This is a genomic window from Maritimimonas sp. 2405UD52-3, assembly GCF_056591715.1.
In genome coordinates, this window is the sequence record NZ_JBWQOL010000005.1 from 59,243 (window position 1) to 79,023 (window position 19,781).

20 protein-coding genes and 1 pseudogene are annotated in these 19,781 nt (G+C 35.8%); 10 read left to right on the forward strand and 11 right to left on the reverse strand.

All coding sequences use genetic code 11. The features are described 5' to 3' along the window. The 4 genes from AC1EU5_RS12165 to AC1EU5_RS12180 all read right to left on the reverse strand — a co-directional run bounded on the left by AC1EU5_RS12165 (position 1) and on the right by AC1EU5_RS12180 (position 3,088). A complete protein-coding gene (locus tag AC1EU5_RS12165) occupies positions 1-282 on the reverse strand; it encodes a hypothetical protein (protein ID WP_480192670.1) in 282 nt (93 codons plus the stop codon). A gap of 51 nt (positions 283-333) precedes the next feature. Next, a complete protein-coding gene (gene folE / locus AC1EU5_RS12170) occupies positions 334-930 on the reverse strand; it encodes a GTP cyclohydrolase I FolE (RefSeq protein ID WP_480192671.1) in 597 nt (198 codons plus the stop codon). A 95-nt stretch (positions 931-1,025) separates the two neighbouring features. After that, a complete protein-coding gene (gene msrA, locus AC1EU5_RS12175; RefSeq protein ID WP_480192672.1) occupies positions 1,026-1,676 on the reverse strand; it encodes a peptide-methionine (S)-S-oxide reductase MsrA in 651 nt (216 codons plus the stop codon). A 65-nt stretch (positions 1,677-1,741) separates the two neighbouring features. After that, positions 1,742-3,088, reverse strand: coding sequence for a M28 family metallopeptidase (locus AC1EU5_RS12180; RefSeq protein ID WP_480192673.1), 1,347 nt, complete (start codon positions 3,086-3,088; stop codon positions 1,742-1,744). A 79-nt stretch (positions 3,089-3,167) separates the two neighbouring features. Here AC1EU5_RS12180 and AC1EU5_RS12185 point away from each other — a divergent pair, with 79 nt between their 5' ends. Beyond that, the gene (locus AC1EU5_RS12185) at positions 3,168-3,677 is read left to right on the forward strand and encodes an alpha-ketoglutarate decarboxylase (RefSeq protein WP_480192674.1); all 510 of its coding nucleotides are present in this window, start codon (positions 3,168-3,170) and stop codon (positions 3,675-3,677) included. On the opposite strand, the gene AC1EU5_RS12190 is transcribed toward AC1EU5_RS12185, so the two are convergent. Genes AC1EU5_RS12190 through AC1EU5_RS12205 form a run of 4 tightly spaced genes read right to left on the reverse strand, consistent with a single transcriptional unit; the run spans position 3,678 to position 7,865 of the window. After that, a complete protein-coding gene (locus tag AC1EU5_RS12190) occupies positions 3,678-4,130 on the reverse strand; it encodes an N-acetyltransferase family protein (protein WP_480192675.1) in 453 nt (150 codons plus the stop codon). Between the two features lie 2 nt (positions 4,131-4,132). Next, complete coding sequence (locus AC1EU5_RS12195) at positions 4,133-5,155, reverse strand: threonine aldolase family protein (protein ID WP_480192676.1); 1,023 nt, start codon at positions 5,153-5,155, stop codon at positions 4,133-4,135. Between the two features lie 6 nt (positions 5,156-5,161). Beyond that, on the reverse strand, positions 5,162-5,458 hold the full coding sequence (locus AC1EU5_RS12200) for a barstar family protein (RefSeq protein WP_480192677.1): 297 nt from the start codon (positions 5,456-5,458) through the stop codon (positions 5,162-5,164). A gap of 13 nt (positions 5,459-5,471) precedes the next feature. Beyond that, on the reverse strand, positions 5,472-7,865 hold the full coding sequence (locus AC1EU5_RS12205; RefSeq protein ID WP_480192678.1) for a zinc-dependent metalloprotease: 2,394 nt from the start codon (positions 7,863-7,865) through the stop codon (positions 5,472-5,474). A gap of 111 nt (positions 7,866-7,976) precedes the next feature. Between AC1EU5_RS12205 and prfB the strand changes: the two genes are divergently transcribed. Together prfB and AC1EU5_RS12215 are read left to right on the forward strand one after the other, a co-directional pair. Next, positions 7,977-9,077: a peptide chain release factor 2 gene (gene prfB, locus AC1EU5_RS12210; protein WP_480192679.1), complete on the forward strand. Its 1,101-nt coding sequence runs from the start codon at positions 7,977-7,979 to the stop codon at positions 9,075-9,077. A 114-nt stretch (positions 9,078-9,191) separates the two neighbouring features. Continuing rightward, the gene (locus AC1EU5_RS12215) at positions 9,192-9,809 is read left to right on the forward strand and encodes an HAD family hydrolase (RefSeq protein WP_480192680.1); all 618 of its coding nucleotides are present in this window, start codon (positions 9,192-9,194) and stop codon (positions 9,807-9,809) included. Between the two features lie 8 nt (positions 9,810-9,817). On the opposite strand, the gene AC1EU5_RS12220 is transcribed toward AC1EU5_RS12215, so the two are convergent. Further along, the gene (locus AC1EU5_RS12220) at positions 9,818-10,423 is read right to left on the reverse strand and encodes a non-canonical purine NTP diphosphatase (RefSeq protein ID WP_480192681.1); all 606 of its coding nucleotides are present in this window, start codon (positions 10,421-10,423) and stop codon (positions 9,818-9,820) included. A gap of 59 nt (positions 10,424-10,482) precedes the next feature. Between AC1EU5_RS12220 and AC1EU5_RS12225 the strand changes: the two genes are divergently transcribed. Next, on the forward strand, positions 10,483-11,121 hold the full coding sequence (locus AC1EU5_RS12225; RefSeq protein WP_480192682.1) for a GDSL-type esterase/lipase family protein: 639 nt from the start codon (positions 10,483-10,485) through the stop codon (positions 11,119-11,121). 30 nt (positions 11,122-11,151) lie between these two features. On the opposite strand, the gene AC1EU5_RS12230 is transcribed toward AC1EU5_RS12225, so the two are convergent. After that, positions 11,152-11,376 (reverse strand): hypothetical protein, encoded by a 225-nt coding sequence (locus tag AC1EU5_RS12230; protein WP_480192683.1) that lies wholly within the window; start codon positions 11,374-11,376, stop codon positions 11,152-11,154. Positions 11,377-11,508: 132 nt separating this feature from the next. Between AC1EU5_RS12230 and AC1EU5_RS12235 the strand changes: the two genes are divergently transcribed. The 6 genes and pseudogenes from AC1EU5_RS12235 to AC1EU5_RS12260 all read left to right on the forward strand — a co-directional run bounded on the left by AC1EU5_RS12235 (position 11,509) and on the right by AC1EU5_RS12260 (position 19,195). Then, on the forward strand, positions 11,509-12,564 hold the full coding sequence (locus tag AC1EU5_RS12235) for a serine hydrolase domain-containing protein (protein WP_480192684.1): 1,056 nt from the start codon (positions 11,509-11,511) through the stop codon (positions 12,562-12,564). 63 nt (positions 12,565-12,627) lie between these two features. Further along, positions 12,628-13,356 (forward strand): NAD(P)-dependent oxidoreductase, encoded by a 729-nt coding sequence (locus tag AC1EU5_RS12240; RefSeq protein ID WP_480192685.1) that lies wholly within the window; start codon positions 12,628-12,630, stop codon positions 13,354-13,356. Between the two features lie 2 nt (positions 13,357-13,358). Beyond that, complete coding sequence (locus AC1EU5_RS12245; RefSeq protein ID WP_480192686.1) at positions 13,359-14,741, forward strand: hypothetical protein; 1,383 nt, start codon at positions 13,359-13,361, stop codon at positions 14,739-14,741. Positions 14,742-15,137: 396 nt separating this feature from the next. Then, positions 15,138-16,676 (forward strand): serine hydrolase, encoded by a 1,539-nt coding sequence (locus tag AC1EU5_RS12250; RefSeq protein ID WP_480192687.1) that lies wholly within the window; start codon positions 15,138-15,140, stop codon positions 16,674-16,676. 214 nt (positions 16,677-16,890) lie between these two features. After that, positions 16,891-17,070, forward strand: a pseudogene (locus tag AC1EU5_RS12255) (DUF2188 domain-containing protein); the annotation flags it as partial. A 154-nt stretch (positions 17,071-17,224) separates the two neighbouring features. Next, complete coding sequence (locus tag AC1EU5_RS12260) at positions 17,225-19,195, forward strand: vanadium-dependent haloperoxidase (RefSeq protein WP_480192688.1); 1,971 nt, start codon at positions 17,225-17,227, stop codon at positions 19,193-19,195. Between the two features lie 79 nt (positions 19,196-19,274). Here the strand turns inward: AC1EU5_RS12260 and mscL are convergent, their stop codons facing one another. Further along, positions 19,275-19,718, reverse strand: coding sequence for a large conductance mechanosensitive channel protein MscL (mscL, locus tag AC1EU5_RS12265; RefSeq protein WP_480192689.1), 444 nt, complete (start codon positions 19,716-19,718; stop codon positions 19,275-19,277). Positions 19,719-19,781: the final 63 nt, after the last annotated feature.

The window sequence follows — 19,781 nt, forward strand, 5'->3', positions numbered from 1 at the left end:
TTAAGCTTGTACTTCTACAATAGTCTCTTTTTTACTTTCAAAAACATAGGTATATAACCACATTAATGTAAAAGTTGGTATAACATCAAAGAAAGGCATAGCTTCTTCAATAAATGATATAGCAGCAGCTATTTTTCCTTTATCTCCTTTATACAATCTGGTCATGAAATAGGCTGAAAGTGGCGCCCATACAATATCTAATACCGGTATGGCAAATGATGCATATCCAATACAATCTAGCACCAGTCCTATGGCTAATTTTTTGTACTTGTTGTCTGTCATTTTATTTTTTGATTAATTACTACTTTATTATAGCAATAAAAATGCCAAATTTTAGGACAAGTCTGAACTGATTAGTTTCAAAAATTCTGTTCTAGTTTCTATATCTTTAAAAGCACCTCTAAAAGCTGATGTTGTAGTTACTGAGTTTTGCTTTTGAACACCGCGCATCATCATGCACATATGTGATGCTTCAATAACAACAGCCACTCCTTGAGGTTTTAATACTTTATTGATGACATTTACTATTTGATCAGTCAAACGTTCTTGTACTTGTAAACGACGTGCAAAAACATCTACTACACGAGGTATTTTGCTTAAACCAACAATTTTACCATTAGGTATATATGCTATGTGCGCTTTCCCAAAGAATGGCAGCATATGATGTTCACATAATGAATAGAGCTCAATATCTTTTATAATGACCATTTCAGAATAACCCTCATCAAACAAGGCAGACTCTAAAATCTTTTGGGCGTCCATATAATACCCAGAAGTTAAATATTGCATGGCTTTAGATGCTCGCTCTGGTGTTTTTAACAGCCCTTCACGATCAACATCTTCTCCTACACTTTCTATAATAGACTGATATTTTTCTTTGATATCATCAGTAACTTCAATATTGTACTCTTCAAATTTTCTATAAGGCATTCTAACTGTAGTTTAAAACGGTAAGATATAAAAAAAGAAGATTTGCCGAAAGAAGAATTCCGACAAATCTTCAAAACCAAAAATCAACCAAATTTTTATTGCTTTTTCAGCTTATTCTTATATTTCTTTTGAAACTTTTCTAATTTAGGATTAATTACCGCTCGGCAATATCCTTGATTTTTGTTATTATTATAATAATCTTGATGATAATTTTCAGCTACATAATAATTATTGATTGGTGTTATTTCTGTAACTATAGGATTATCAAAAACATTTTCTTTTGACAAATCGGCTATCATCTTCTCAGCTTCAGCTTTTTGCTCCTCATTATGAAAGAAAATAGCCGATCTATATTGTGTGCCTATATCATTTCCTTGTCTATTCAATGTAGTAGGATCATGTGTGCTAAAAAACACATCTAGTAACTCTCTATAACTTATCACTTTTGGATCATAATGCAGTCTAATAACTTCAGCATGACCAGTATTACCAGTACAAACCTCTTTATATGAAGGATTCTTAACCGCTCCTCCTGCATAACCCGACTCTACCTTGTATACTCCTTCTAGTTGTTCAAAAATGGCTTCTGTACACCAGAAACATCCATTTCCAAAGGTTGCTAACTCCAATCCTTCTTTTAATTCAGTACTCATTAATGCGTTTAAATTATCTTTATTTTCCTTGGCTTTTGCTGTGCATGATAAAAAAGCCAATGCAAAAATAAATACTGCCGTTTTTTTTATCATTTAATTTGTTTATAAATATGACGAAAAAATGCCAATTCAATTACACAGTTAAGAAAACTTTAACATTAATTCCTACCTATTAACTTCCTTGGGAATTGTATCAGACTCTCTGCACCATTTTTTCCAACCGATGCAACACCAAAAAGGTAGTTATCTATCACTATATTTTTTAAGGTATAATCAGTTACTTTTCCGACAAATCTACTGTATTGCCATTGCGGCGCAGTAGTATCTCGCCAATACACTTTATAACCAACTAAATTCTCATCTTCAATGGCATCCCATTGCAATCTCGTTGATGGTTGTACTATTCCCCCAATTTTCACATTTTTAGGTGCTAATGGTGCTGATGCTAAAGATGCTAACGCTAAGGCATTTACAGCAGTCAATTTCGCAGCATAATCAAAGTTTACTGATTCAATTACATCTCCATATTCAATTCCATTTTCGGCACGTAAATCCTGGTGCTGCTCATTATAGTTTTCATGCGTTTCCATAATTCGAACTCCTGTAAACCCTTGGTCATTAAACGGTCGATGATGCCCTCCTCTACCAAAACGATCTAATCGATAGATCATAATAGCATCTAAATTTGTCAAATAAGCATCTGTCAATTTATCAATATAACGTGCTAACTGCCTAGACGGGCCATCTACCTCTCCTCCATAAAAACGCATACTCCCTTTTTCCTTATCAGATGCTGCCATAGAAATAGCCTCTGAGAATACTCTAAAGGTACTGTTATCAATAACACCATCTATACCTTTAATATTTCCTATCATATCATTGTTGAGTACACCAATGATATCCCAACCCTCTTCTTTTGCAACTTTTGCCATATACTGACCTCCAAAAAGCCCTTGTTCTTCTCCTGAGAGTCCTGCATAAATTATAGAGACCGGAAATTTATACTTTGACAATACTCTTGCAGCTTCAATGGTTCCAGCCATTCCGGAAGCATTATCGTTAGCACCTGGTGAATCAGAGGTATAATTATTAGGATCAGAAACACGAGAGTCAATATCACCAGACATAATCACATACCTATTTGGATATTTCGTGCCGCGTTGAATAGCCAATACATTCACAATTTCTACATCTTTCACAATCCTTCTGTCATTTTTAGGAACTAGATTACGTTGATAGCTTACGTCTAAACAGCTATTACAATCTTTTGAAATAGCATCAAATTCCGATTTAATCCAACGACGTGCGGCACCTATTCCTCTAGTAGCTGAAACTGTATCAGACAAGGTATGACGTGTACCGAAATTTGCAAGTTTACGAATATCTCTTTCAATACGTTCAGCGGAAGGTGCTGTGGCTATTTCAGTTAGTATTTCTGAAACTTCACTTTGTGCAGAAACTACCAATGAAGTGAATAAAACAACTACTAATACTACGTTTCTCATTTTAGTCTTTCAATTATTGCTTAAAGTTACCATTATTTAAAGAATATTTATATTCGTTACATTAAATCAAAACACTCCTATGAAAAAAGTAGCTCTGCTTTTAGCATTCTTTTTTACAACTATTAGTTATGCACAAATAGATTCTACTGCAATCTATCAAAAACCAAAATTTTGGGATAATGTACTCTTTGGTGGGGGACTTGGTTTTTCATTTGGAGATAATAGCACCACTATAAATGTAGCTCCTAGTGCTATTTATGATTTTAGAAATGGTCTGGCTTTAGGTGTTGGTGTTGGGTATCTATATGCTAAAGTAGGTGAATTCAGATCGCATGTATTTAGTCCTAGTGTTTTAGGTTTGTATAACCCCATTGAACAGGTGCAAATTTCTGTTGAGTTTGAGCAGCTTTTTGTAAATCAAAGGCAAAGTAGAAGTGATACATATTCTACAGATTACCCTGCTTTATATATGGGTGTGGCATATAGGACAGGATGGGCAGCGTTTGGTATTCGATATGACGTCTTGTATGATGAGCGTGACAGTATTTTTGCCTCAGCATGGTCTCCAATAGTAAGGATATATTTTTAGCTAAAAATGCAATTTCATTCCTTCATGGGTAGGTTTAAACCCTAATTTCTCATAAAACTTTATGGCTTCGGGTCTTTTTTTATCTGTAGTTAATTGAACTAAATGTGCTCCGCACTCCTTAGCTCGATTAATTGCCCACTTAAATAATTTTTCTCCCAATCTCATACCTCGTTGATCTTCTCTTACTCTAACTGCTTCTATTTGAGCTCTAATACCACCTTGATACGTTAAATATTGAATAAAACTTAATTGTAACGTTCCTATAATTTCACCTTTCTCATCTTCAAGAACTATTAATTCTTGATTCTCGTCATTATTAATATTTTCAAAAGCCTGGTAATAAATTTCAGGTAAAGGATCTTCATAGTTCTCTCTAAGTTTGCCCAATTTATCATTAGCAATCATTCTTACTATTTCTTTTACGTCAGATCTTTGGGCTTTTCTGAATATCATTTTCAATAAAAATTAGTCAATTCTGCAATCAACATTTCTAGCATTTTATCAGTAAAGTCAAGATGGGTTACCATTCGGAGCTTTCCATGACCCATTCCAACTACTAAAATGCCTTTATCCTTTAATTTCTGCACAAATTCTTGCTCATCAATATCATCTTGAATATTAAAAATGACAATGTTTGTTTCTACTGGTTCTACAATCTTAATATAAGATTGTGATTCTAAAATATCAGCAATTTCCTTTGCTCTTTTATGATCTTCAGCCAATCGTTCTACATGATACTCTAAAGCATATATACCCGCAGCTGCCAAGTAACCAACTTGTCGCATACCGCCCCCTAATCGTTTACGAATGCGCAATGCTTCCTTGATTGAGTTATTATTTCCCAGCAATATTGAGCCAATTGGGCAACCTAATCCTTTTGACAAACAAATAGAAATGGTATCAAACAAAGCACCATATTGCCTTGGAGTCTCATTTTTTGCTACTAAAGCATTGAATAATCTTGCGCCATCAAGATGGTATGCAAGGTCATGGTCATTGCAAACTTTTTTAATCTTTTTTAGTTCTTCGAAATCCCAACAAGCGCCTCCACCTTTATTTGTAGTATTTTCAACTGTGACTAATGAGGTATATGCCTCATAAATATGATCCTTATTCTTGATATGTGTTTTTACCTGTTGTGCAGTGAACATACCTCGATGTCCATCAATTAGATTACAAGAAACACCAGAGTTTGCGGCTGGACCTCCACTTTCATAATTGTAAACATGTGCCCACTTATCACAAATAATCTCATCACCAGGTTTTGTATGCAACATAATAGCCGTTTGGTTAGCCATAGTACCTGACGGAAAAAACAATGCGGCTTCCATTCCGAAAAGTTCTGCAGCTTTTTTCTGCAAAGCATTTACGGTTGGATCAGCACCAAAGACATCGTCCCCTACTTGGGCATGCATCATAGCATTTAACATACTCTTGGTTGGTTTGGTTACTGTATCACTTATAAGATTAATAGTCATTAGGAATTAGGGGTTAGTAGAAATTATTAGGTTCGCTTCTTGCCCTATTTCTAAATTTCTATAATTAATAAAGGCTGAGCATTCCAATAAAGCTTCGAATATTTGAGGCGCTTCTTTTTTTAGCAACTCTCCATTCTCAATATGAATAATAATCATCTCATCTTTAATCAAGTCATCAATGCAGTCAATCCATGCATTCATACTACTTCCATAATAGCTTGGAAAATTCATTTTATTTTTAAAAGCAAAATGAAACATATCCCAAGTAGAAAGTTCCTCTGATTTAAATGTGTATGTTTTCATAGCAACTTTTTTGCTAATAACTTCCAATGGGTGATCCGTCAGGAATTTTAGGCGCTTCTGTTCTTTTATACTTGGTTGGGTTCTTCTTAAATGTTTCTATACTTTTTAGCATATCAGCATTATAGACCTTTTGAAGTCCCGTAGATTTCTTTGTCTTTAAATAAGATGTTATTGTATCTATTTTATTGAATACAATGGCATTCACTTGTCTATAGGTATTTTGATTTGATGCCAAATAAAATAGTTGATTCAGCACTTCCATATTTATTACATTTTGAAGATCTTGTAAATAGGTATCCTTATGATTCTTTTTAAAAGTTGCATTGATTACTGCATCAATTACCTCGGCCAACCCTAGTTGAGATGTATCCAAACTTTTATGTTGTACCAATCGGGAAGCTCTCTCAGCGTTGAATAATAGTTCTAAAGTCAATTGCGAAGCTGTTTCAACAGCACCATAGGGATCAAAAGCAACTCCATTTTTGCTTTTAAACGATTCTCTGCTTCTACTATATCCAAATGCCCTTGGCGGAAAAAGGCCTAATTTATCTTTAGGAATTGCAATTTCATTAACATCAATCGTTTTTAGCAAGGATTTCAAGGCTTTCTTTTCGATTGATCCGTCTATCCTCTTTACCGGAGTTTGATCTCCACCTTTGATTGCATAGCTATAATCTAAACCTCCAATTAATTTTACAACAGCTTCTGTTTGATACCTATGAAAAAAGTAAAGAGGTACAAAAACATCTTCTAACACAGAATAGGGTTCATAAACTTTAATATTATTGACTGAGAAATTTTTGATTGCTGTTTTACGGATGTTCATTACATTATCTAATTCCGTAGAGAGATCATTACCGTTATCCCATAAATGGGCATAGGCATTGGCACTTCCTTTTGGCCGTGCATTTTGATCTGAAATGTATCTTAAGCCTTTAGCAAATGCATCATCCAAAATATTCAGTAAACTTTGCTCTTCATTCTCTATAAAATCTTGATAAGCATAGGCTACCGTTACTTTATCCCATTCACCAATGCCAACTGCATAGGCATCTGAAAAATCTATTTTACCATTCTTTACGGTCAATTTAGGGTGCGGATAATCCATTACCGAAGCCCTGTTATTGGTACTAGCAGCAAAATTATGGGCAAAACCTAAGGTATGCCCTATCTCATGTGCAGAAAGCTGACGAATTCTTGCCAATGCCATTTCTAAAGCAAATTTATCATCTGTAGTGTCATTAGCATAAGGAGCTTGCAAAGCCTGTGCAATCATAAAATCCTGACGGATCCGTAAGGATCCTAAACTTACATGGCCTTTAATAATTTCACCAGTTCTTGGATCAGAAATACTACCACCATAGCTCCATCCTCTTGTAGATCTGTGAACCCACTGAATCATATTATATCGCAAGTCCATAGGATCAGCATCTTCAGGCAGCATTTTTACCTGAAACGCTTCTTTGTAACCTATGGCTTCAAAAGCTTGGTTCCACCATCGTGCACCATCCAATAAAGCTGAGCGAATTGGCTCTGGTGTTCCCCTGTCTAAATAATAAATAATGGGCTCTTTAGCTTCACTAACAGCAGTTTTAGGATCTTTTTTCTCCAATCTATGGCGATAAATAAAACGTTTAGTAATAGATTCATTTACCGGAGTAGCATAATCTAAATAACGCATCGGGTAACATCCTGATCGAGGGTCAAAAACTCTTGGCTGATAATCAGCATCGGGCAACTCAACAAATGAGTGATGTTGATGTGAAGTTACAGCTGAGGCATCAGGTGTTACACTTCTAATATTGTATCCTGTTGGTTTTCCTGTAAAGGTAAGCAGCACATCAAACTCTACATTTTTAGGGAATGCCTTGGTACGTTCTAAATTAAACGCACTTCTTGATGTATCAAGTTTATAATTTCCTTGCTTGTTATTCGAAAGCCTATTGATCACACCATGTGCATCGCGCATTAAAAAATCAGTAGCATCTACTACATATTTTCCATTCTTTTCCTTATCAATTTTAAATCCCCATAAGACAGATTTAGCAAAGGCCTCTTCTATAGATTTACGCTCTTCATTATTATCAGTTAAGGCTCTATAACGCTGATTGGGTTGGATTAATAATAGTTTATTACCTGCCCTTTGAAATTTTACCACTACGCCATCACCTAGTTGCCCACGATCCAACCCTATATCATTAGAGCCTAATCCTTCAGATAACGCGTGCACATATAGAAATTCCGTATCCAATTTATCCACAATCAGATAAACTTTATCTGCACTCTCATCATAGTAAAAATCGAAATAACCTTTATATGACTTCATACTCTTTTGATTGTCAAAAAATTGAGCAAAAGAAAGGTTGATAGAAATAAAGAGAAAAAGGAAGGAAGTGAGTCGATTCATTGCATAAAATTTGCATAAAGCTATGAAAATTTGATCAATCAAGTTTATGTCAATTTGAGGGGCAAATTAAGTTTTACGGTTGTTTATTAAAGTGTATTTTTGCTCTCAACTATGATTACACAAGACCAGATAAAAGATATTAATGAGCGCGTTGAAAAACTGAAAGGCTATTTAAATATTGACCAAAAGCTCATTGAGATTTCTAATGAAGAGGAAAAGTCTGCAGATCCTAATTTTTGGAATGACCCTAAGGAAGCTGAAAAATTGATGCGTTCACTACGATTTAAAAAGAAGTGGGTAGAAGATTATAATACTGCGAAAACAGATAGTGAGGAACTTCAAATATTATATGATTTTTATAAGGATGGTGAAGCAAGCGAAGAAGAAATTACTGAAATATACCAAAAAGCAAGTTCGTTTTTAGAAGAAATGGAGTTTAAAAATATGCTTTCTGAAGAAGGTGATGATCTAAATGCCGTTTTACAAATTACTGCTGGTGCCGGAGGTACTGAGAGCTGTGATTGGGCTTCTATGCTCATGCGCATGTACATGATGTGGGGAGAAAAACACGGTATGAAAATCAAAGAATTAAACTATCAGGAAGGCGATGTAGCCGGAATCAAAACAGTTTCTTTACAATTTGATGGCGACTATGCTTTTGGCTGGCTTAAAGGTGAAAATGGAGTACACCGCTTGGTGCGTATTTCACCTTTTGATAGTAATGCCAAACGTCATACATCTTTTGCTTCGGTATATGTGTATCCCTTAGCGGATGATACAATTGAAATAGAAATTAATCCTGCTGATATTGAAATTACTACGGCGCGCTCAAGTGGTGCCGGTGGACAAAATGTAAATAAGGTAGAAACAAAAGTGCAGTTGACACATAAACCTACGGGAATTCAGATTTCATGCTCTAATTCAAGATCACAACATGATAACCGAGCTACTGCTTTGCAGATGTTAAAATCACAGTTGTATCAAATTGAATTGGAAAAACGTCAGGAAGCCAGAGCAGATATTGAGGCCAACAAAATGAAAAACGAATGGGGAAGTCAGATTCGAAATTATGTGATGCATCCATATAAATTAGTGAAAGACGTTCGTACAGCTGAAGAAACTGGCAATGTAGACGCCGTAATGGATGGAGATATTGACGCATTTTTAAAGGCTTATTTGATGGCAAATGGACAGAAGCAAGTTAAGAGTTAAGAGTTAAGAGTTAAGAGTTAAGAGTTAAGAGTTAAGAGTTAAGAGTTAAGAGTTAAGAGTTAAGAGTTAAGAATATTAATCTAAAAGTTTTTGAATTTCATATTTAAATAATTTATGCCTAAAATCAACACAATTATCTACGATCTTGGTGGTGTTCTTATTGACTGGAATCCTAAATATGTATATCGCCAAGTTTTTAATGGTGATGAAGCCAAAGTAGATTGGTTTTTAAACAATATCTGCACCATGGAGTGGAATGAAGAACATGATGCCGGTAGGTTAATAGAAGAAGGCAATAAAGTTTTGATTCAACAATACCCTGAACATGAAGATCTCATAAGAACATATTATGAGCGTTGGACGGAAATGCTAGGCGGGCCCATTCAAGAAGGAGTTGATATTTTAAACAAAATAAAAAATGCCAATAGTCATTCGCTATATGCATTGACCAACTGGAGTGCAGAGACTTTTCCCGTAGCCTTAGAACGCTATGACTTTTTACAATATTTTAAAGGTATTGTTGTTTCTGGCGAAGAAAAAACCAGAAAACCTTATAAAAAAATCTATGAAATCATCTTAGATCGTTATAATATTACTCCCGAAAAATCTGTGTTTATTGATGACAATATCAAAAATGTAGAAGCTGCCAGAACTTTAGGTATTCATGCTATTCAATTTAAGAATAGTCAACAGCTAACCAATGAAATGAATCATCTGGGAATTTATTTTTAATTTATTTGTCATTCCGTCCCGATAGCTATCGGGATTGACACGAAATTCACAAGAAATTCTACTAATTTCTTCACTGCCCTACCCCTATGACTAATGGACCCTTTCTGTTCCATACTCATTTCAGCAAAGGAAGTATTAAACCCTTCTGGTTGAAAAATAGGGTCATACCCAAAACCTTGCGCTCCTCTTTTCTTATACAATATCTCACCTTTGCATATCCCTTCAAATACATGTTGTTTTCCATCAAGATTCAGTGCAATAGCTGTTTTAAACTGGGCACTCCTATCGTTTTTATCTTTAAGATTATCTAACAACTTCTGCATATTTGCCTCGGCATCTCTTGGTGTGCCTGCATAGCGCGCTGAATACACACCAGGCTCCCCATTTAAGGCATTTACTTGTAGACCTGTATCATCAGCAAAACAATCATAACCATAGTTTTGCTTCACAAAATTGGCTTTTATCTGTGCATTACCTACCAATGTACTAGCAGTTTCAGGAATCTCTTCATGACAATTGATATCAGTCAAACTTAACAATTCTAAACTTTCAGGTAATAACTGCTGCACTTCTATTAGTTTATTCCTGTTATGGGTAGCAAATACTAATTTCATCTTGCTAAAATAATAAGATTCAGCGCAATTATGTACCTTCAAACTCTATTTGATCATTTATGAAAAGATTCTTTTCACTATTCGTTTTTATAAGCACTTTAATCACGTATGCCCAAGATCCACAACGCTTTGATACCGAAATTGACTCACTAAAACAACTTCCGATTCCAAAAGCTAAAAATCTAGCTGTTTTTACAGGAAGTTCTAGTATGCGTCTTTGGGAAGGTCTAACCAACGATTGCCAACAGTATACGGTAGTCAATACCGGTTTTGGCGGCTCACAGACCTCCGACTTACTCTATTTTTTGGATGAATTAGTGCTAAGATATAAAGCTAAAAAGGTTTTTATCTATGAAGGCGATAATGATATCAATGCTGGCAAGATGCCAGACTCAATTTTGACCACCATGAAACAAGTAGTTGGTAAGATTCATAACGTACTGCCTAACACCCATATTTATTTGATTAGTGCAAAGCCAAGCCCTTCTCGTTGGCATCTAAAAGAGAAGTATGAAAGCTTTAATAAGCTACTAAAAACTTATTCTGCAACCAACCTAAAATTAACCTATATAAATATTTGGGATATAATGCTTACAAAAAAGGGACTTCCTAAAGCTAAAATTTTTACCGAAGATAATTTACACATGAATCGTAAGGGGTATAGACTTTGGAAACGAAAAATATGTAAGGTAAAATAACTGTCTAAACATTTTTTCCTTACTATCCTTCTAGCTAGTACCACACGATTTTCTATTAGTAGTGATTTTGCTAGCTTTTGGTATACCAGATTCCTTTTGTGCTGAAGTATTCTTCAAGTTTGTACAAGTTACTTGTTCTATTTGCTGAGTTGGTTGCTCAGCATTTGTCATTCCATAAAATGGAAAAATAAAAAGAAACGGTACCAGGATGAATAGCATTGTAAATGAGAGTACGAGCTTTATATTGATTTTCATCCGTTTAAATTTTGTTGAACGCAAATTAGGGATTCGTATTTAGTTAAAACGCTAAAGAAATCTTAAAATAATATTCTCATATCACAAATCTCACTTGCTTCTATCATCTAAAAACTCGAACTTCGCTCTTCTATGCAAAAAAAGACATTGCTACTACTCATTTTCCTGTTATATACAGGCGGACTCATTACTGCGCAATCTTATACCTATGTAAAACCGTTACAACTTAATGATGGTTGGAAAACCAATAACCTTAGCGACCTAGGTCTAGATTCAACTAGAGTACATCAATTATTTAGTCAATTAAAAGGTGCTAAACATCAATTGCACAGTGCTTTATTTATTAAAAATAATCAACTTATTGTTGAAGAATATTTTAATGACTACGCCCTAAATAGTCAACAGGATCTGCGATCCGTGACCAAAAGTATTCGCTCACTATTAGTAGGTATTGCCATAGATAAAGGCTTTATTACTTCCATTGACGACCCTATTACCAAGTATTTAAAAACCCCCGTCGCTAAGAAAAATCTGGATCCTCGTAAAGAGAAAATTACCATTCGGCATCTATTGACTATGTCACCGGGCTATGATTGTAATGATTTCAATAAAAATTCGAAGGGTCAGGAAGATAAAGTTTATCGTAAAAAAGATTGGTTACAGTTCACCCTTGACTTGCCTATGCTCAATGAGCCAGGTTCAGTGTCCAATTATTGCTCTATGGGCACTATTTTACTTGCTGAAATTGTATCACGTGCATCAGGTATGCTTATCAACGAATTTGCAAGCACTTATTTATTTAAACCACTTGCAATTACCAATTATTCTTGGGCACATACATCAAAAAAAGAGGTACTCCCATCTGCAAAACGATTATATATGCAACCGCGTGATCTAGCGAAAATTGGTCAGCTTGTGCTTAACAAAGGTAAATGGGGTAACGTACAAGTCATTTCAGAAAACTGGATTGAGCAGTCAACAACAGCTGTAACGAAGATTGCCAATTTAGACTACGGTTATCTTTGGTGGAACATTCCTTTTCTTATAAATAACAAAAAGACCATTGCTAAAACAGCTACAGGTAATGGCGGACAGTATATCTTTGTCTTTCCTGAGCTAAATACTATTGCCGTTTCACGGGTGGTGCCTATAATTCTCAGGAAGATAAGCTACCTTTTGCCATTGTAAAAGATATCTTTTTACCCACTTTTGGTATAAAGAATTACTAAAGTAGTGTAAAGAACAAAATAGATGAAAACACTCGTTGTAGGTGCTAGCGGCGCTACGGGAACTAAACTGGTTGAACAATTGCTTCACCTGGAACATCAGGTGAAAATTATCGTGCGCTCCACTGCAAAACTCCCTGAATCTTGGAAAAACAATAGGAATCTGGAGATCAGTATTGCCAGTGTACTGGAGTTGACCGACGCCGAAATGCAAACTATTGTTCAAGATTGCAATGCTATTGCTTCTTGTTTAGGGCACAATATGACCTTCAAAGGTGTCTATGGAAAGCCTCGACGATTGGTAACTGATGCAGTGCGACGCTTGTGTGTCGCCATAGAAGCAACGAAGCAAACTACCCCAGTCAAATATGTATTGATGAGTTCATCAGGTGTAAGAAATAGAGATTTGAACGTACCTATTTCATTAGGACAAAAACTTGTGGTAGGCTTATTACGACTGCTTCTCCCACCTCATGTGGATAATGAAAAGGCAGCCCATTTTTTACAAACGCAAGTTGGGCAAAAGCATCCAATCATAGAGTGGGTGACAGTAAGGCCTGATGGTTTAATTGATGAAGATATCGTCACTGATTATGAACTACACCCCGCACCTATCCGAAGCGCCATTTTTGATGCCGGTAAAGTCAGTAGAATTAATGTTGCCCATTGCATGGCTCGGCTAATTCACGATGCTGAGCTATGGAGACAATGGAAAGGACAAATGCCTGTGATATACAGTGCCGAACCAAACTGATCTTGAATCGTTCAGACAGTAGCTTAGATTCCATTTTTTATTCTGAGAGCAAACTGAATATACTAATAAATAAATTCAGTATCTTTATCAAAGATCTGATTATTAAGTTAATAGACTGCACTCCCATGTCAATGTTACTCAGAATATTCTCTTTATTTATTGCTGTAAGTTGTTTTAGTACTCAACTTACAAACGCACAATTATTGGAAATAAGTTTCAAAACAAGAATCAGTACTTGTCAGGATAAATATTGTGCAGAAAAGGGTAAAAAGAAATTAAAGGCTCGCAAAAAATATCAGCTAATGGCCTATGAAGAAGATATAGAAGGCATGTACTTCTTTACGGTACAGGATCCTAAAACAACTGAAACTTATTATATTGAAATTGCTCCATCATATCTAGAAAATAAGTATGATTTTGAAAATATGTTAGAAACAAACGCCTATAACAATGCTAAAGAATCAAATCTCAGTATTCTATACAAAACCTTTCTGGATAGATATCTTAGAAGTGATAAGCGCTATGAAATACAAAAGTTATACTGGCATACACGTTTTCAAGAGGCTGTTAAACGCAAAGATATCAAAGACCTAACTGATCTTGTAGATAAGCACAAGTATAAAATTGATCGTGAACTTTCCGAAAAAATGAGCCGTACTTTATGCAATTTGTATTTTCAGGATTACAGTGCACAGCAACCCTATATTGTTGACCGGGATAATTATTATTTCAAAAAATGTTTGAATTATAATCCTGATAAAGTTGAATGGGCAGCACTCTGTAAAATGGAAGGTGAAGCATTACTTGCCTCCAAAGATTTATCGAATGCTCACTATTCAAATTATCGTATACGGTGCAGAAAAGATGCTAATTTTCAGCGAGTTGCAGAACATCGATCTCTTTTTGAAGAGCAACGAAATAAAAGAATACGGCTTCAAACCGATAAAGGCGACTATACAAGAGCTTTGGCAAGCAACACAGACCAGGCCTATTTGACGTATCTTGATCAGCATCCTGACGGTGAATATGTAGCGGAGGTCATTGAGCGCATGAAGCGTTACCAAGTTACGCAGTTAAAAAAAGTACTGCTTTTAGGGAAAAAACAACTGGGAGCTATTATCTCAACCAATGCTGCGAGTGACGGAACTACGCTCTATCCGCTCGGTATTAGTAATACCCATCGAAGAACTATTTCAGCTTTTGGTAATGAAAGCTACTTGATAGTCGGACCCCATTCTTATTATCGTGAGAACCAGCGCCTCGTGCTGAAACTGGCGCGTCTCAGAGACAAAGCAGGAAAACCAATCCTTGTACTGGGCCGTGGCCGAGCCAGTCTTGATGGTATCAAACTGCAACCAGGAACCTTTTTATTAGCCTACAAATAATGAAGTTTAAATATTCGATAATGGCCAAGGCCTTGGGCTGAAGTAATCTATTTAGCATAAATCCCATTTGGTAGATTGCCACAGCTTTTGAATAAAGCCTCGCAATGACGTGAAATTTAATGGTAGAATGGTTAAAGTCCAGAAATAATGAGCGGAAACGCGGAATTGCATTACAAAGCAATAATCATGTAGAGTTGAGAGTGAATGGTACGAAGTGATTTCCTTACTTTGACTTGATTTTTTTGCTTCGTTTTTTCATCAAGTAAAAAATGAAGAACAATTAAATAGAACTTAAACCAAAAAACATGCTTGTTGACATTCTCAAAGAAATACCCGAACTTCGTAGCCACACGTTATTCATAACCTGTTTTGATAACTAACAAAAACCTTCACATAATGAAAAAAGTCAGCCTTCTTCTTAGTATCACCCTCTTTCTTTGTATCGAATTATATGCACAAACCACTACTGTTGATCTTAAAGCACTAGATGACTACTATGAACAAATGGTCAAAGACTGGGAAGTACCTAGCGTTACGATTGGTATCGTAAAAGATGGAGAACTGGTCTTTACCGGTAGTTACGGCGAGAAAAAAATAGGTAGTAACGAAAAGCCCGATGAAAATACCTTATATGCGATTGCTTCAAATTCAAAAGCCTTTACCTCTGCCTTAATCGGAATGCTGGTACAAGAAGGAAAACTGAATTGGGATGACAAAGTAAAAACACACCTCCCTTATTTTGAACTGTATGATTCATGGGTAAGTAACAATGTTACGATTAAAGACTTATTAAGTCATCGTGTGGGTCTGGGTACCTTTAGCGGTGATAATATCTGGTACAAGTCAGATCTACCTGCTAAAGACCTCATCAAGCGTTTTAAGCATGTGCCACAAGCCTTTGAGTTTAGAGATGGCTTTGGCTATTCTAATTTAATGTATATCACTGCCGGTGAACTTATAGAAGCCGTTACTGGGAAAAGCTGGGGTGAAAATGTCAAAGAACGTATTTTAGATCCTTTGGGTATGGATCGCACCGTTTATAAACTCTCTGACGTCAAAACGAAAGGTAATTATGCCACACCACATGTCTATCGCAGTGGAAAGAACAAAGCCATTGCCCTTACCAGCTGGGACAACGTCGCAGCAACCGGCGGACTCTATTCAAGTGTTTCTGATGTTGCCAAATGGATGCTCTTTAATTTAGATCATGGAATTCATGGAACCGATACCTTGTTAACCAAGGCAACCAGAAATAGGGTTTGGAAACCACATAACAATTTTACGGTAGATCATACCTCAAAAAATGATAACAACACACATTTTAGAGGCTACGGATTGGGTTGGGGCTTAAGCGATTATCAAGGCAGATTGCGTGTAAGTCACACAGGCGGATATGATGGTATGTTGACGGCTGTGACCTTGATACCTGATGAGAATTTAGGCGTGGTGGTTTTGACCAATGGGACTAAGAGTCCGTATCCGGCTGCGGTCAATTATGCACTCGATCAGTTTTTAGGTGTTGAGAATGGCAAGGATTGGTCTGCGCACTATTTAAACCGCTACAACAAACGCAGAGAACGAGATACCCGAATTGAATACCGCCTCAAAAAACGAGTGTTAAATACCAAGCCTATAACGCCTCCTGAAAAATTTATAGGAACTTATAAGTCTGATATGTATGGTAAAATAGTTATTAGCTATACCAACAAACAATTAAAACTGGACTTTGAACATTCACCTTTGATGTCAGCTACCCTCACCCATTGGCATTATGATGTTTGGAAAATCAATTGGAACCATGACCAAGCCTGGTTTAGTTTTGGAACCATCAAGATCAAGACCAATAACAATTTAGAAGTCACCGGCTTTGACTTTGATGTACCCAATGATGATTTCTTTTTTGAAGAGTTAAAACCTTATAAGGTAAAAAACTAGCTTTTAACAAAATTCGTCAATTCGAGTGATTTTCTGTCAGATTGAGCGCAGTCGAAATCAAAGAAAATTGTATCGAGAATAGAATTTTAAAATGTCAACACCTTCAATGACAAGCCGCAAAGCCAATTTCTGGTTAGATCTTTTAGAACAAATCGTTGACCTCTTTTTTAAAAGTAGCCGCACTAAAAAACGCACCTAGCACCAACACGTAGTACCTTATAAAGATGGTTCGGCAGTAAGACGTGAAGGCAACAAACGCATTAATTCAAAACACAGAAAACAAAGCACTGCCATTAAAAAAGCCAAAACCATAGCCAGAAAATACAAAGCTGATGTTATTATACACCGAAAAAGCGGGGGTATTAGAGATAGAATAAACTATGCTGAATCATGACCAACATAACTACCTTTCTGCTCTTTCCTGTTGATAAAAAGGGGAAAAAAACCCCTTAAAAACAGGAATTTTCCTCTTGACTAGAGATAGTACATTGGTATACTTTTGTAATCTCTACCTGCCATTATTAAGTTTAATTAATAATTTTTATGCTATGAAAAGAAACAGAAAAATTTCCGCATGGGAAAAAAGAAACGAAGCAAATCAACTTGCTACACAAAGGCACCACCCTGAACACTATTCTAATGGTGATGAACAAAAATTTAGGCACAAAAAAGACTCTGATGTCGAGAAGTGCCATAAAGACTACCATAAAAAACAGCATGGGAAAGGTGAGGAAATAAAATTAGAAGGTAAACCGTCTTATTTAATGAGTTTTACCAAAGGAATGCCTCATAATCATGATACAGGTTTATTAAACAACCCATTACATTATCAATATTTTATAAGAGCTATCGACAGTGGAGATCCAAGGGATTTTAGAGACACACCTTTAGGTCCCGATGAATTTATTGGAAACTTAAGAAATTGTGGAGTACCTGAAAAAAATAAATGGAAATCAAAGAAAGCTCAAACTGGAGGAAAGGATGGAAAAGCAGTAGGTTTAAGAGCATGGGAAAGCCAAAGTGCTGGATTAGCCTTTGATTTAGAAGGGCCAGACGCCCAAGCAGTAACGATGCCTCCTGCACCTGCCTTAGGTAGTGCAGAACTCACCGCAGAAATAGCTGAAGTTTATGTGCAGGCATTATTGAGAGATGTACCTTTTAATGCCATGAGTGCCGGGGTAATAGAAAAAAAACATTTAAAAGATTGTGGTACAATAAAGGCGGAAGGAATTCATTTAACCAATTCTAGCGATTTAGAAACCATAGAGAATGATGTAAATAAAGTTCTTGAACAAACCGAGAAATTAAAAAAACTCGATTGGTTCTCCAACACAGAATTGAAATTAAACATTCAAGAAGAAGCGAGAAGATGTGGCAGGCAATGTCCCAACCCTTCATCTGCTTTTAGAGGGATTACAACAGGTGATGATGTTGGTCCTTATTTATCACAGTTTCTATTAATAGGAAATGCGGGCATTAATGGAAATGATAATGAAAGAAGTCCAGCTGACGGCTTAGTCTCTTATGGTGCTATTTCCATTGAACAAAAAGTAAGAACAGCAGTTCCAAATAAAGATTATATGCAAACTTGGAATGAGTGGTTTGATGTACAAAATGCTGCTTCAGTTGGGCAATTAGAGGACTATGTGTCAAAAGATAGACGGTTTATTTATACTCCCAGAGATTTAGCAACCTACGTACATTATGATGCACTTTATGAAGCCTATTTAAATGCTTGCCTTATCTTATTAGGTGATGGCTACGCTTTTGATCCGGGTATTCCATTTCAAGAAGATGATAATAGAGATCATCAACAAGGCTTCGCGCATTTTGGAGGGCCGCATATTTTATCTCTGGTTACCGAAGTAGCAACTCGTGCCTTAAAAGCGGTTCGCTTTCAAAAGTATAATATACATAGACGTTGCAGACCTGAGGTTTTAGCCGCTAGATTTCATAAAATAGGCTTTCTAAAAGATATATCTCCTGAATTGAAAAGTTCCTTTGAAGCTTTGAACGATGCAGGAATTTTAAAATGTGTAGATGACTTCAATCCAAGTGCAGATGATAAGACTGATAAAAATTACTTGCTTCCTATGGCATTTTGTGAAGGCTCACCAATGCATCCTGCCTATGGAGCTGGGCATGCTACTGTAGCAGGTGCTTGTGTCACTATACTAAAAGCATTTTTTGATTGTAAGGCCTTATTTAAAGCAAATGGTAAAGACTCAAATAAAGCATTTGTATCAGTTGAAAATGGCTCAAAATTAAAAGAAGTACCTGTCTTTGATTGTGATAATAATCTTGCACACCTAACAGTTGAAGGTGAACTCAATAAACTAGCTTCCAATATCTCTATAGGAAGAAATTGGGCAGGTGTTCATTATTTTACCGATTATTACGAATCAATATTAATGGGAGAAAAAATAGCATTAGGTATATTGGAAGAACAAAAGCTGATGCTTGGTGAAAACTTTTCAATGACGGTACCATTATTTAATGGAACTTCGATAAGAATTTAATTAAATAAATTCTCTTTAAAAGATTGCTAAGTGTTGTTATGATATAGTTCTCATACAGCACTTAGCTTATTATAATCACTTATTTATTGGTTCTTAATAAAGCATTCTGTTCTTCTAAAAGCTCATTCATCTTACTCAAAAGTTCAATATCCTTAGGCGTCACAACTGTTTCATCTTTAGCATCTTGTGCTTTGGCTCGTAGTCTGTTCATAGCCTTTACCACTACAAAAATAGTAAACCCAATAATCAAAAAATCTAAGAAGGCTTCCGCTAAAGCGCCATAACCAATAGCTACTTCTTCTACCAAAACGGCTCCCGCTGAATCTACCCTACCTTCCTTCAGCACAATTTTTTTGTTTTCTAAATTTACTCCGTTAGAAAGTAGTGATAAAGGGGGCATCAATACTTGTTTTACCAAAACATCTATTACCTTATTAAACGCAGCACCTATGATGATACCAATGGCCATATCCATCATATTACCTTTGACTGCAAACTCTTTAAATTCATTTAATAATTTCATTGTTATTTGTTTTAAGCTCTGTTAACAAAAATAGGATAAGTAGACCTACAAATTATTTGATAG

Bases quoted from the DNA above. Each gene is read 5' to 3' on its own strand.
- AC1EU5_RS12165 (WP_480192670.1), bottom strand. From the start codon at position 282: ATGACAGACAACAAGTACAAAAAATTAGCCATAGGACTGGTGCTAGAT.
- folE (WP_480192671.1), bottom strand. From the start codon at position 930: ATGCCTTATAGAAAATTTGAAGAGTACAATATTGAAGTTACTGATGAT.
- msrA (WP_480192672.1), bottom strand. From the start codon at position 1,676: ATGATAAAAAAAACGGCAGTATTTATTTTTGCATTGGCTTTTTTATCA.
- AC1EU5_RS12180 (WP_480192673.1), bottom strand. From the start codon at position 3,088: ATGAGAAACGTAGTATTAGTAGTTGTTTTATTCACTTCATTGGTAGTT.
- AC1EU5_RS12185 (WP_480192674.1), top strand. From the start codon at position 3,168: ATGAAAAAAGTAGCTCTGCTTTTAGCATTCTTTTTTACAACTATTAGT.
- AC1EU5_RS12190 (WP_480192675.1), bottom strand. From the start codon at position 4,130: ATGATATTCAGAAAAGCCCAAAGATCTGACGTAAAAGAAATAGTAAGA.
- AC1EU5_RS12195 (WP_480192676.1), bottom strand. From the start codon at position 5,155: ATGACTATTAATCTTATAAGTGATACAGTAACCAAACCAACCAAGAGT.
- AC1EU5_RS12200 (WP_480192677.1), bottom strand. From the start codon at position 5,458: ATGAAAACATACACATTTAAATCAGAGGAACTTTCTACTTGGGATATG.
- AC1EU5_RS12205 (WP_480192678.1), bottom strand. From the start codon at position 7,865: ATGAATCGACTCACTTCCTTCCTTTTTCTCTTTATTTCTATCAACCTT.
- prfB (WP_480192679.1), top strand. From the start codon at position 7,977: ATGATTACACAAGACCAGATAAAAGATATTAATGAGCGCGTTGAAAAA.
- AC1EU5_RS12215 (WP_480192680.1), top strand. From the start codon at position 9,192: ATGCCTAAAATCAACACAATTATCTACGATCTTGGTGGTGTTCTTATT.
- AC1EU5_RS12220 (WP_480192681.1), bottom strand. From the start codon at position 10,423: ATGAAATTAGTATTTGCTACCCATAACAGGAATAAACTAATAGAAGTG.
- AC1EU5_RS12225 (WP_480192682.1), top strand. From the start codon at position 10,483: ATGAAAAGATTCTTTTCACTATTCGTTTTTATAAGCACTTTAATCACG.
- AC1EU5_RS12230 (WP_480192683.1), bottom strand. From the start codon at position 11,376: ATGAAAATCAATATAAAGCTCGTACTCTCATTTACAATGCTATTCATC.
- AC1EU5_RS12235 (WP_480192684.1), top strand. From the start codon at position 11,509: ATGCAAAAAAAGACATTGCTACTACTCATTTTCCTGTTATATACAGGC.
- AC1EU5_RS12240 (WP_480192685.1), top strand. From the start codon at position 12,628: ATGAAAACACTCGTTGTAGGTGCTAGCGGCGCTACGGGAACTAAACTG.
- AC1EU5_RS12250 (WP_480192687.1), top strand. From the start codon at position 15,138: ATGAAAAAAGTCAGCCTTCTTCTTAGTATCACCCTCTTTCTTTGTATC.
- AC1EU5_RS12260 (WP_480192688.1), top strand. From the start codon at position 17,225: ATGAAAAGAAACAGAAAAATTTCCGCATGGGAAAAAAGAAACGAAGCA.
- mscL (WP_480192689.1), bottom strand. From the start codon at position 19,718: ATGAAATTATTAAATGAATTTAAAGAGTTTGCAGTCAAAGGTAATATG.